The organism is Peribacillus sp. P4_C12 (assembly GCF_056402095.1).
Genome location: NZ_JBFUIB010000034.1, coordinates 16,815 through 29,036, shown reverse-complemented (window position 1 = coordinate 29,036; position 12,222 = coordinate 16,815). Strand labels below are relative to the sequence as shown.

Annotated in this window: 11 protein-coding genes; 7 read left to right on the top strand and 4 right to left on the bottom strand. The window is 39.2% G+C overall.

Annotated features, from left to right (window positions below; genetic code table 11):
• From AC1DUW_RS08695 to AC1DUW_RS08685, 3 genes are all read left to right on the top strand, one after another.
• Nucleotides 1-110 (top strand): IS3 family transposase (locus AC1DUW_RS08695; protein ID WP_477642355.1); only part of this gene is annotated, 110 nt, incomplete at its 5' end.
• 139 nt (nt 111-249) lie between these two features.
• A complete protein-coding gene (locus tag AC1DUW_RS08690) occupies nt 250-744 on the top strand; it encodes a PH domain-containing protein (RefSeq protein WP_477642353.1) in 495 nt (164 codons plus the stop codon).
• A gap of 2 nt (nt 745-746) precedes the next feature.
• The gene (locus tag AC1DUW_RS08685) at nt 747-2,216 is read left to right on the top strand and encodes a PH domain-containing protein (RefSeq protein WP_477642352.1); all 1,470 of its coding nucleotides are present in this window, start codon (nt 747-749) and stop codon (nt 2,214-2,216) included.
• A 336-nt stretch (nt 2,217-2,552) separates the two neighbouring features.
• Here AC1DUW_RS08685 and AC1DUW_RS08680 read toward each other — a convergent pair whose 3' ends face one another.
• On the bottom strand, nt 2,553-3,056 hold the full coding sequence (locus AC1DUW_RS08680; protein WP_098176950.1) for a general stress protein: 504 nt from the start codon (nt 3,054-3,056) through the stop codon (nt 2,553-2,555).
• 163 nt (nt 3,057-3,219) lie between these two features.
• On the opposite strand from AC1DUW_RS08680, the gene AC1DUW_RS08675 reads away from it, so the two are divergent.
• A complete protein-coding gene (locus tag AC1DUW_RS08675) occupies nt 3,220-4,284 on the top strand; it encodes a M20 family metallopeptidase (RefSeq protein WP_477642351.1) in 1,065 nt (354 codons plus the stop codon).
• Between the two features lie 514 nt (nt 4,285-4,798).
• Entirely contained in the window at nt 4,799-5,359 is a 561-nt protein-coding gene (locus AC1DUW_RS08670; protein ID WP_053344325.1) for a 3D domain-containing protein, read from the top strand.
• Nucleotides 5,360-5,518: 159 nt separating this feature from the next.
• Here AC1DUW_RS08670 and treR read toward each other — a convergent pair whose 3' ends face one another.
• Genes treR through treP form a run of 3 tightly spaced genes read right to left on the bottom strand, consistent with a single transcriptional unit; the run spans nt 5,519 to nt 9,420 of the window.
• A complete protein-coding gene (treR, locus tag AC1DUW_RS08665; RefSeq protein ID WP_053344324.1) occupies nt 5,519-6,229 on the bottom strand; it encodes a trehalose operon repressor in 711 nt (236 codons plus the stop codon).
• Between the two features lie 20 nt (nt 6,230-6,249).
• Nucleotides 6,250-7,935 (bottom strand): alpha,alpha-phosphotrehalase, encoded by a 1,686-nt coding sequence (gene treC / locus AC1DUW_RS08660; RefSeq protein WP_053344323.1) that lies wholly within the window; start codon nt 7,933-7,935, stop codon nt 6,250-6,252.
• Nucleotides 7,936-7,959: 24 nt separating this feature from the next.
• Nucleotides 7,960-9,420 carry a PTS system trehalose-specific EIIBC component gene (treP, locus tag AC1DUW_RS08655; protein ID WP_053344322.1) on the bottom strand — a complete coding sequence of 487 codons (1,461 nt, stop codon included), beginning with the start codon at nt 9,418-9,420 and terminating at the stop codon, nt 7,960-7,962.
• 278 nt (nt 9,421-9,698) lie between these two features.
• Here treP and AC1DUW_RS08650 point away from each other — a divergent pair, with 278 nt between their 5' ends.
• The gene (locus tag AC1DUW_RS08650; RefSeq protein ID WP_330219135.1) at nt 9,699-10,619 is read left to right on the top strand and encodes a ketopantoate reductase family protein; all 921 of its coding nucleotides are present in this window, start codon (nt 9,699-9,701) and stop codon (nt 10,617-10,619) included.
• A gap of 231 nt (nt 10,620-10,850) precedes the next feature.
• Nucleotides 10,851-12,119 (top strand): dicarboxylate/amino acid:cation symporter, encoded by a 1,269-nt coding sequence (locus tag AC1DUW_RS08645; protein ID WP_053344320.1) that lies wholly within the window; start codon nt 10,851-10,853, stop codon nt 12,117-12,119.
• The last annotated feature ends 103 nt before the right edge of the window (nt 12,120-12,222 follow it).

Sequence of the window (12,222 nt, the reverse complement as noted above, 5' to 3'; positions counted from 1 at the left end):
AAGAGGTTAGAGGTGCTGTAAGTATGTATATTCGATTCTATAACCATCATCGCTTCCAGAAAAAATTAAACAACCTGAGTCCATATCAATATAGAACTCAGGCTGCTTAATTGGTCTTTTTTATTTCTGTCTATTTGACAGGGGTCACTCCACCTAATAGGGCTCTTTTTCATCCCTTTAGATGATATTTAGGGAACTTTTCTGAAAGTTTATTCGTATTAGTATTAAGACACAGTAAGGAGTGAACATATGTATTCAATGATTCAACCGCCCACGAAGAAAATTTCCAAAGAATCCGTTAAAGTTTGGCGGATGACTGAAACCATTACCAATCTTGTAATCCTCGCCGTCCTTAGCATTCTATTGTATGTCGATAATTATTTTGCTTGGAAAGAATGGATTGGATGGACTTTAACCGGCCTTATGGTATTACTATTTTTTCATGCAATATGGTCCATCTTTATTGAACCAATCCTTTTGCAAAAGTATTGGCGTTACGACGTGAGCGAAGAATTCATTCAAACAAAACAAGGAGCATGGAAGGAAACTCACAAACTCATTCCGATGACGAAAGTACAATCAGTCAAGTTGAACCAAGGTCCGCTTTTGCGGAAATATAATCTTTATTCAATAAGTATCGGGACAATGGGTGCTTCCCATGACATACCTGCCATTTCAGAGAAAGAAGCGTATGAACTACGAGATAAAATTGCCCATTTCGCAAAAATTAAGGAAGTGGATTAACAATGGAAGAACATGCAAAACGGTTACACCCGTTCAAAATCCCTTTCGAATTAGGGAAAGTAATGAAAGGGAACTTGTTTTTTATTATCATGCTTTATGTACTAAACTTCGGTACTGAAAAGACATATATGAAGGTGCTCCAAATCGGGTTTCTAGTTTACTTGGTATGGCGAGTTATTTCAGTTATCCTTCAATGGTATACATATAAATACCGAATTAAAGAAGGAACCGTTCAAATTACATCAGGGCTTATCTCCAAGTCGTTTCGAACAGTTCCGTTTCTTAAAGTACAAAACGTACAGCGACGTACAACTCTATTCCACAAACTTTTCAACTTAACTTCATTAACATTTGAAACCGGGATGACTGATGATCAAGGTTCTGTACCATTTGAGGTTATTTCTCAAAAAGAGGCCAAACGACTTGAACAGGAATTATCGTTAATACAAGAACTTTCTGTTATCGAAGTCGATGGTACTGAAGAGGATACCCTGGAAATTGTTGAATCAGTTTCTGAAAAGACGATTCATTTTACACCTACCAAACAGGATGTGCTGAAAGCCTCCTTTACATCACTCAGCTTCCTGGCGCTTATTCCGATTGTCGCTACTATTTATAATACACTCGATGATTTTTTCAATATGGAAAATGCCGAGGGGTTGCTTGCAACGTTATTAGATACATGGTGGATTGTAACCATAGCCCTCATCGGCATTATTTGTATAGCCGTTGCATTCGGAATTATTTCCACGTTCGTTAAATATGGAAAGTATGAAATATCATCAGACCATGAACGCGTGTATATTAAGAAAGGTGTACTTGACGAATCTGCTTTTTCGATTCAGAAAGAAAAAGTACAAGCAGTCGAGATCACCCAATCACTCATTAAAAGAATGCTTGGTTTAGCGGAAGTAAAACTGATAAGCGCAGGAAGTACAGGCGATAAAGAACTAGAAACAAATACTCTCTATCCGTTTTTATCGGTTGACCGTGCGTATGCGATGATAGAAGAGATTTTACCTACTTACAAAGTGGAACGTTCGATGGAACGCTTATCGAAACAAGCGTTCAAAGTACGAATGTTGCGGCCCAGCTTTTTCTGGATCCTTACGACCGTGGCAATCTATTATTTTAAACCGGCCATATGGTATGTATCAGTGATCTTACTCGTCCTTATTTACACATTGCGAATATTAGATTACAAAAATAGTCGTTATTTGTTAAATAACGAGATTATTCAGTTCAAATCAGGAAGTTTAGAAACGTCACTGTTTATTACAAAAAGAAGCAAAGTCATTCAAATTGAAGTAGAACGTTCGAAATTACAAAAACTCTTCGGGCTTGCCTCAATTGAAACTGTTAACCGCTCCAAACCAGTACATCATACAAAACTTCAAGACGTATCAGTTGAATATGCTGACGAGTTTTACACATGGTATACTTGCCGAACGCAAAATATTCAAGTCGAATAAGGTTAAAGAACGGAAGAGTTGACTATGACAGTCAGCTCTTTTTTTATTTCATCTATATTCCCCCCTCTCTTCCATCTGTAATCTGCTCTGATAAAGATACCTAACAACATTATTAATAGTTACAAGAATATTCCAACTAAAAGCTTCAAAAAAGTAAAAACATGCCGAAATATCTATTGAAACCATTTTAAAAATTTGAAGTACTTAAGGAGCAACGAACACACTTGTCATTACCGCAGCCAAAGCCGTTTATGATGGAGATAAATTGATCGGTGTGCTCGGTATCGAAAAAAAAGGGACGGACCCTAAGGATCCGTCCCTTTTTATCCAAATCTATTAAAGCGGTCTACTTTTAGTAAGCGTTTCATCCGTTTCTGTAATACCTGAGTAGGAAGAATGGGCTTTTCTCGCATCTGCATCAACTAACACAAGTAGCTTGCCATTCTTCACATCTGTTTCATATCGATTTGCCTCTTCCTCAGGTATACCTAGACCAATTAATGTACCGGCCAGGCCGCCTGTACCAGCTCCCACGGCTGCACCAGCCAATGTAGCAGCGAGTGGTCCAGCCGCTAATACAGGTCCAATTCCAGGAATCGCTAACGCTCCTACTCCTGCTAATAAACCAGCTGCACCGCCCAAGATGCCTCCGGTCGCTGCACCAGCAGCAAGCCCTTCTTCAACTTTTGTACCCGTTTCTTCATTCACTGTCCTTAATTCTTCTTTATCTTTCGCTACGACTGAAATATCTTCACGATTATATCCTTGAGCTTGCAAAGCTTCAACTGCCTTAATGGCCTCTTCTCCAGTTTCATATACACCAATTATACGTTTATCCATATCTATCATCCTCCTTAAAGAATGTAAATTGTCGCTCCCCCTTTACATACCCTGAGAAATGAAAAGAATAAACGTTTTTTAATAGGAAAATATTTTTGATTTAACCCTTTCTTAATAAAGGTATATATAATTATAGTATGCATATTTTTAGGAGGTTTTCTATTTGCTCATCGAGTTACTTAAAGATTTAGTATCTATTGACAGTTCATCAAAAGAAGGAGCTAACGAAGCAGTTGACTACTGTGCGGAATGGCTTTACAAGCAAGAACTTACCGTGAATGTAATAGTAAATAACGGGTACAAAATGCTTGTAAGCGAAATTGGCAGTGGAGAAAAAACCGTGATTTGGAATGGTCATGTCGATGTTGTCAGCGGAACGCCGGATCAATTTTCCCCTGAGATTCATGAAGGGAAATTATATGGACGTGGGGCAGCTGATATGAAAGCGGGGATTGCAGGCATGATGTGTGCATTTTCAGAACTAAAAGATAGAGACTTAGGTTTGAAAATCCAGCTCCAAATCGTATCAGATGAAGAAATTGGCGGTTTGAACTGTTCTGGATATTTAGCGAAGCATGGTTATAGAGGGGACTTTGTAATCTGTGCAGAGCCGACGCAGTTAGGGATCGGCCTGCAGGCCAAGGGAGCCCTTCATCTGGATATTGAAGTATCAGGTAAATCCGCACATGGAAGCCGGCCATGGGAAGGAGTGAATGCTATTGAAAAGGCGTATGATCTCTATCAAAAAATTAAAGAACTTCCCTTTACTCGGGAAAATTCTCCACTTTACACATCCCCCTCACTTAATTTGGCTAAAATAAAAGGTGGAGATGTCTATAATAAGGTACCGGATGCCTGCTTACTCAGTCTTGATATCCGTTATCTCCCTACCCAGACCATGGAAGAGATTATTGCACAGATTGAAAGCGTGACAGGGAATAATATCCATATAAACATGTACAGCAAGCCAGTAAAAACCGAAGAGAATGACCCATTCATCACTCTTCTTCGTCCAATTATTGAAAAGAACACCAATCAGGAAGCTATCATTTTTGGACAACATGGCTCCGCTGATACTGTCTTTTTTGCGGCATATGATATCCCGGCTATTGAGTTTGGCCCAAAAGGTGAGAACTGGCATGGCGACAGGGAATGTATAAGTCTCGAATCTGTTGCTGTTTATCAACAAATGCTCGTCGATTTTGCTTCTGAATTCGTTTTATCTTAATTTATTTCATGTTACAAGCCGACATTCCTTAGCTGTCGGCTTTTTCATGCGTCTATTATTACAACGAAAAACTTTTTTTACTAGATGAAGAGATGATAGTGAAATCATTGAAAAACCCGCAAATAATAGAAAACCTCAAAAACTACGAACTTCATTTCACAAGTGAATAAGAATTGATGACGCTATCCACTAAAAAGAAAGAAGAATTCAACTCTTTATGTGTTGCTTTTTTACAAAAAATACAGGCCTTTAAACCTAAAAAAAACACAACCATATTTTATTTTTTTAAACAAATTATGCCATTATATCAAGGGTATTAAACAAAAAATCTATTATATTGACAAAATACATAATATTGGAACATTTAAATGATTAGTTCTTTTTACCCAGTTTATATTACAATTGTTTATCAGCAGAAACGCTTTTGTAACACAATTACTATTCCAGCGAAACATTATTGTCATATATAACTGTTATTCTAAGTCTACGATTTAAAACAAAGGAGACTATTCATTTGAAAAAAATACTACTTCCAATTTTCACTGCTTTCTTCCTGGTATTTAGTTTTTCCGGAGTTTCATCGGCTGCTACTACTACATACAAAGTTAAAAGCGGCGACTCACTATGGAGTATCGCCAATAAACATAATATAACAGTCAATCAACTCAAAAGTTGGAACAACCTAAAAAAAGATAACATCCATCCAAAACAAGTTTTAAAGGTCAAGAAGACTTCGACCTCTGCTAAACCTAAGGCTAAAGCTAAAACGTCATCATCCAAGAAATATAAAACGATCACCGTGAAGGCTACAGCTTACACTGCGAACTGCAAAGGTTGCAGCGGTATTACAGCATCGGGTCTTAACTTAAAGAAAAACCCTAACGCAAAAGCGATCTCAGTCGACCCTAAGGTCATTCCACTAGGAACAAAAGTTCATGTAGAAGGATACGGGGATGCCATTGCGGCAGATAAAGGCGGCGCAATCAAAGGGAATAAAATTGACGTCTTCTACTCTTCTCATACAAAAGCAATTAATTGGGGTAGAAAAACGGTAAAAGTTAAAGTATATAATTAACAAAAAAACAGCCTGATAGATTTCAGGCTGTTTTTTTGTTTTTTCATGCTCTACCAACTACTAAACTATAGGTTTCTTTATATTTTGCTGAATAATATTGGTAATGCCTAAGGAAACCAAAAAAGGCGCCTACGTATGAGGCACCTTCTTGTAATGTTCTCATTTTCTTCTTGCGAAATCGACGAATCGAAATTTATCAGGACGGTGACGGGATTCGGTGAATTGAAATAAACTAGCATTATCAAGGTAAACGTGACTTTTGACAACGACTATGCTGTGAAAACCTTCAAGATCGAGTAGTTTCCGATCTTCCTTTGTTGGCTCCTCAATCGTGATTTCTTTTTTGGCAAAGCCAATTGAAAGACCCAAATCTTCTTCCAAATATTCGTAAATGGATTTCCGGCAAATGTCTATGGTCAGAAGAGGGACATACTTCTCTGCAAGGAAATCTTTATCCAGGATAATTCGTTCTCCATCAATTTCACGAACACGGATGACTTTCCATACTAGTTCATCTTCTGTTTGCTTTAATGCTTCCTGCAAGGCAGGACTCGGATTAATCTTCTCGAAGGTTTCAACATATGTTTTCGCCCTCTCGCCCATTTTTTGGGTTAACTCCTTGAAGCTGACAAGTCCGGAAACTGGGAAGTCAAGTCGCTTCATTTCCAGAACAATTGATCCTTTACCCTGGACTTTGTGGATGTACCCATCTTCCGACAGCATCTTCAGTGCCTTCCTAATCGTTTCCCTTGACGCAGAATGACTTTCAGCCAATTCATTTTCAGACGGCAGCATATCCCCCGCGATTAGACGTCCATCAAGTATTTGTTTTGAAATATTTTCATATATCTTCATAAATTTATTTTTCATTAATTATCACCCAAAGTATTTTACCATTTCTTTTTCAAATGATAAACGATGGATTCATAAGGTCTAATTTCCATTTTGCGACATAGAGGCAATGACTGAGAATAATTTCCGATGAGTATAGTCTCAGATTCATTATTCAGAAGTTCCGCAGGCAGAATTAATTTTGTATCTTTTGCATAAAAATTATTAACCACAAGAAGCTGTTCGTCTCGGTAGCTACGGACATAGATAAATAACTCAGGATGTTCTGACTGAATTATTTTATAATCACCGCTCGTTATTATTTCATATTCTTTGCGAAGCTGGATTAGTTTCTGGTAATGGTAGAAAATTGAATCCTGATCATTCAATGCTTGTGCTGCATTAACATCCCGATAGTTTTCTGCCACTGGAATCCATGGGGTCCCTTTTGTAAAACCCGCCTCCTTCAATTCATTCCACTGTACAGGCGTTCTCGAGTTGTCTCGTGACTTATGCTGTAATATACAATAAATCTCCTGCTCTGACATCCCCTGCTTCTTCATATTTCGAAAATAATTCAATGTTTCTACATCCCGGTACTGCTCGATTCTGTCAAAATTCGGATTTGTCATCCCAAACTCTTCGCCCTGATAAATGAATGGTGTCCCCTGCATCATATGAATCGTTGTTGCCAACATTTTCGCCGATTCTTGATGATATAACGCATCATCTCCATAGCGTGAGACAATTCGGGGTTGATCATGATTGGACCAAAATAGTGCATTCCAACCCCCACCCTGATGCATCTCCATCTGCCACTTTGAAAGAATCTGCTTAAGAGATAGAAAATCAAATTCGCCAACCGCCCATTTTTCTCCGTTTGGGTAATCCACTTTTAAATGATGGAAGTTAAACGTCATACTCAGTTCATTCCGCTTAGGAGACGAATAGGAGATACAATCCTCAATCGTCGTCGAAGACATCTCCCCGACTGTCATGCTGTCATAATTGGAAAGTACACTTTGGTTCATCTCATGCAAAAATTCATGTACGCGCGGCCCATCCGTATAAAATTTTCTGCCGTCACCAGGCGCAAGTGTACCGTCGTCATTGGGAAATTGCTGATTCTTAGAAATGAGATTGATTACATCAAGCCGAAAGCCATCGATCCCTTTTTCAAACCAATAATGCATCAGTTTATAAATTTCCTGCCTAACCTGAGGGTTTTCCCAATTTAAATCAGCCTGAGTTTCATCAAAAAGATGCAAATAATACTTACCGGATTTTTCATCCAGCTTCCAGGCTGATCCGCCAAACTTAGAAAGCCAATTGTTCGGTTCATGACCGTCTATCGGATCCCTCCAAATATAAAAATCGCGGAATCGAGAATCATCACTTTCTAATGCTCGTTTAAACCATTCATGCTCAGTCGAGGTGTGATTTACGACAAGATCCATGATGATTCTAATTCCGTGTTCATGAGCTGCAGCTACCAGGTCTTCAAAATCCCTCATCGATCCATATTCTTCATCAATTGAATAATAATCACTAATATCATAGCCATTATCTTTTTGAGGTGATTTGTAAATCGGTGTAAGCCAGATAACATCCACTCCGAGCTCGTTTAAATAAGCAAGCTTTTCAATAATTCCCTTAATATCACCGATGCCATTTCCGGTCGTATCATTAAAGCTCTTCGGATAGATTTGATAAACAGTCGCTTTTCTCCACCATTCCTTCATCATGTCACGTCCTTTCTTTTATTAAACTTAGACGCTATGGTCTTCAATTCTTGTAATCTTTTTACTATTTAGAGTATATTTTTTTGATTTCCCCAGGAAAAAAGTAAGAAAAAAGGGGACGATAATTGCTATGACCATGCCGATGCTAAATGAAATCCATTTATTTGGAAAAATCGAGAAAATTGCTGGTATTCCGCCAACACCGATAGAGGGTGATGTGACAGCATTTAGCATAATATAGACAGCACCAAGTGCCGAACCGATCATTGCTGAATAAAACGGAAAACGATAACGCAGATTTACCCCGAACATAGCTGGTTCAGTTACACCAAGAAATGCTGAGATCGATGACGTCAGCGACAGTCCTCGCAGTTTTTCATCATTTTTCGCCAGAAACATCATGGCAAGTGCCGATGCACCTTGGGCAATATTCGAAAGTGCAAGAATCGGCCACAGGAAGGTACTTCCAATCGAACCGATGAGCTGAAAGTCAACCGCTAGGAAGGTATGATGCATCCCAGTAATAACCAGCGGAGCATATAATGCACCATATAGCAGCCCTCCTATAACAGGCGCCATGTCGAATATTCCAACGAATAAGGAAGTGATCCAGTTTCCAATCGTAAAAGTCACTGGTCCGATGACGATGAAGGCCAGAAAACCAGTGATTAGTAATGATATCGGTGCGACTACCAGCAATTGAAAGGAATCGGCAACCCGTTTATTCAAAAACACTTCGATTTTCGCCAGTACATAGGAAGCTACTAAAATAGGGAGCACCTGACCCTGGTAGCCTACTTTTTCAATCTGAAGGCCAAATAAATTCCACATACCAATATCGCCAGCTGCCTTTGCTTTTGGATAATCCCAAGCATTTAATAAGCTTGGATGAACCAGCATCAATCCTAGAATAATTCCAAGCAATGGATTACCACCAAATCGCTTCACGGCTGACCAACCGACAAGTGCCGGGAGGAATGTGAAGGCCGTGTTGGCTATTAGGTTAATGATATCGGCAAAATCACTCCACTGGGTATAGACTTGGACAAGGGATTTTTTTTCAAAAAAGATACCTGTCCCAGTCAGGATATTATTGATTCCCAATAATAAACCAGCCGTCACGATTGCAGGAAGGATTGGGATAAAGATATCAGCTAACGCCTTAACCGCCCTTTGAAGTGGATTTAAATTACTTTCAGCAACTGATTTCGTTTCTTCCTTCGTAGCAATCCCAATTCCTGTGGCTTCGACCATTTCCGCATATACCTTGTTTACCGTCCCCTGCCCGATCACGACCTGAAATTGACCATTAGCGGAAAAGGCCCCCTTCACCACATCGATTTTATCGAGTGCCTCCTTATCCACTTTCGTTTCATCTTTCAATGCAAACCGAAGCCTTGTAACACAATGCGTTGCAGACTGGATATTCTCTTTTCCTCCTACTCCTTTGACGATTCCTTCCACTATCTGACTATATTCCTTTGCCATAACAATCCCTCCCCTTAACATTTATTGTTCGTCTCTTCCCTAAATTTGTATATACATGTTTGTTATTGATAGACTAACTTGTATATACAAGTTAGTCAAGAAAAAAATGGAATCGCTTTCTTTTTTTCATCAGCCTCCGATTTTTAAACTACACAGCTTTTGTATCTTTTGGCTGTGTTCGTAAATACATAGTTTAAGAATACAACCTTATTATTCCACATAACATTTACTGAAAATTCAGTCGATGTTATGATTAGGACATCCTAATTAAAAGAGAGGTGCGCACTTTGAATATTGTCATTATTGGGGCTGGTGCACTAGGTTCCTACTTTGGTGGAAGGTTACAACAGGCCGGACAGCATGTTCAATACCTTGTCCGAAAAAAACGTGCCCAACAATTGAAAGAAAATGGCCTAAGAATAACTAGTCCTCATGGAAACTATGATTTTAACGAGCTACATATCATAGAAGATGTAAAGAAAATAGAACAAGTTGATCTAGTGATTCTTGCCGTAAAAGGCCAGCACTTGCAGGGGACCATCCCTGACTTGAAGCTGCTTGTTGAAAAAGGCGCGAAGATCCTTCCGCTTTTGAATGGAATAGAACATATCTCCATTTTGCAAGACGAACTAAGTGAAGCAGCCGTCATAGGGGGAAGCGCCTTCATTATCGCTACCCTAAACGAAAAGGGCCATGTAATTCATTCCAATAAGAATCACGATTTAATCTTTGGCCCGCTTCATCCCTCACAAACAAAGATTTGCGACGAATTTGAACAGGCAGTCCGTTCAGCTATCATGGGGGCAAGCAGAACAGAAAACATTTTAATCAGGATGTGGATTAAATATATGTTCATTACCGCTTTCTCCGGTGTAACAACCGCTTCCAACCTCCCTATTGGCACAATACGGAGATTCCCGGAAACTAATAGGTTACTAGAACATGTCCTTATTGAAATGAAGAAACTTGCAAATGCTTATAACGTCGGAATAACAGAACAGAATGTTGCTCAGGCACTAGAAAACATGGCAGGTTTACCGGACGAATCAACCTCTTCCATGCATCAAGACCTTAGAAAAGGCCAAACCCTTGAAGTAGAGCATTTACAAGGTGGTGCACTGCGTCTAGCTGAAAGGGTCAATTTAAAACTTCCCGTTATTGAAACCCTTTATGGACTCATAAAACCGTTTGAAAATTGATTTTCTCAAGTACCGGTGCTACACCGGTACTTTTTTTGCGGCTTTTCAGAGTAGATCTTTAATGAATTCAATATTACTTCAAATTCCTTCTTTCCCTTCAGCTACTAAACTATCATCAAGACCAAAAAGACCAAAAAGAACAATATCACCAAAAGAATATTCTGACTCTTCCTTCTGTTACACTAAAGTTAAGTTAAGAAAGCGCTATCATATAACAAAGGAGAATGCACCTTGAAAATATTAAAAAATCTAACCGTTCAGGTCATCATCGGTATTATTCTAGGTATTACAGTCGGTTTCTTCTTCCCTACTTTCGGTGAACAGCTGAAGATATTAGCTGATTTATTTATTAAAATGATTAAAATGGTCATTGCACCAATCATCTTCTTAACGGTCGTAATCGGAATTGGCGGCATGGGCGATATGAAGAAGGTTGGCCGTATCGGCGGAAAGGCCCTGCTATATTTTGAAATCGTTACCACCTTCGCCCTTGCTATCGGAATTATCGTAGTTAATCTGTTAGGACCTGGTAAAGGTTTCAACATTGATTCAGTCGAAGGCGGAGATGTATCACAATATACAACAGCCGCTTCCGAAACGGAACATGGCGCAGTTGCCTTCATTTCTAACATCATTCCAGATAATGCAGTTGCTGCAATGGCTGGTGGCGACTTGCTCCCTATTTTATTCTTTGCTGTATTATTCGGATTATCAATGGCTGCGATGGGACCAAAAGTACAACCCGTCGTCTCCTTCCTTCAGCATATTGCTGATATTTTCTTCGGCATCGTTGGTATGATTATGAAAGTATCTCCATTGGCAGCGTTTGGGGCCATGGCTTACACAATCGGTAAGTTCGGTCTTAGTTCTCTAAGTTCTCTTGGACAGTTAATGGGTAGCGTATACATCACGATGGCCCTATTCATTATCCTTATCCTTGGTTCAATCGCAAAAATCTACGGTTTTAATATTTTCAAATTCATTGCCTATTTAAAAGAAGAGATCTTATTGGTATTAGGAACATCTTCATCGGAATCTGCTCTTCCAAGCGTAATGAAAAAACTAGAAAAATACGGTTGTTCAAAATCCGTAGTCGGTTTGGTCGTCCCAACTGGTTATTCTTTTAACCTTGATGGCACATCCATTTACTTATCCATGGCAGCGATTTTCATCGCTCAAGCATATGGTATCGATTTAAGCATCTGGCAGGAATTAACCCTTCTAGGAATCTTGATGTTAACATCTAAAGGGGCTGCAGGTGTAACAGGATCTGGTTTCATTACACTTGCTGCAACATTAGCCGCATTCCCGATGATTCCAGTTGAAGGTATGGCTCTTCTATTAGGGGTTGACCGCTTCATGTCCGAAGCGCGTGCCATCACTAATCTTATCGGTAACAGTGTTGCGACTGTAGTCATCTCTAAATCAGAAGGCGAATTCAATCCAAATCAAGCTCTCTCCGACAATGTCGGTGAAGTAGCCGTCTCCTCGGAAAAATAAAATAAACTATTAAAAAAGAGGTGCGCAACTTGCACCTCTTTTTTTGATAATCTATTATTTTAAAAACCTTCCCGATTTTTATCCTATTTCCCTATGTCTTCTC

What these genes read in the sequence shown, in the direction of transcription:
- AC1DUW_RS08690 (WP_477642353.1), top strand. Translation starts at nt 250, where the DNA reads ATGTATTCAATGATTCAACCGCCCACGAAGAAAATTTCCAAAGAATCC.
- AC1DUW_RS08685 (WP_477642352.1), top strand. Translation starts at nt 747, where the DNA reads ATGGAAGAACATGCAAAACGGTTACACCCGTTCAAAATCCCTTTCGAA.
- AC1DUW_RS08680 (WP_098176950.1), bottom strand. Translation starts at nt 3,056, where the DNA reads ATGGATAAACGTATAATTGGTGTATATGAAACTGGAGAAGAGGCCATT.
- treR (WP_053344324.1), bottom strand. Translation starts at nt 6,229, where the DNA reads ATGAAAAATAAATTTATGAAGATATATGAAAATATTTCAAAACAAATA.
- treC (WP_053344323.1), bottom strand. Translation starts at nt 7,935, where the DNA reads ATGATGAAGGAATGGTGGAGAAAAGCGACTGTTTATCAAATCTATCCG.
- treP (WP_053344322.1), bottom strand. Translation starts at nt 9,420, where the DNA reads ATGGCAAAGGAATATAGTCAGATAGTGGAAGGAATCGTCAAAGGAGTA.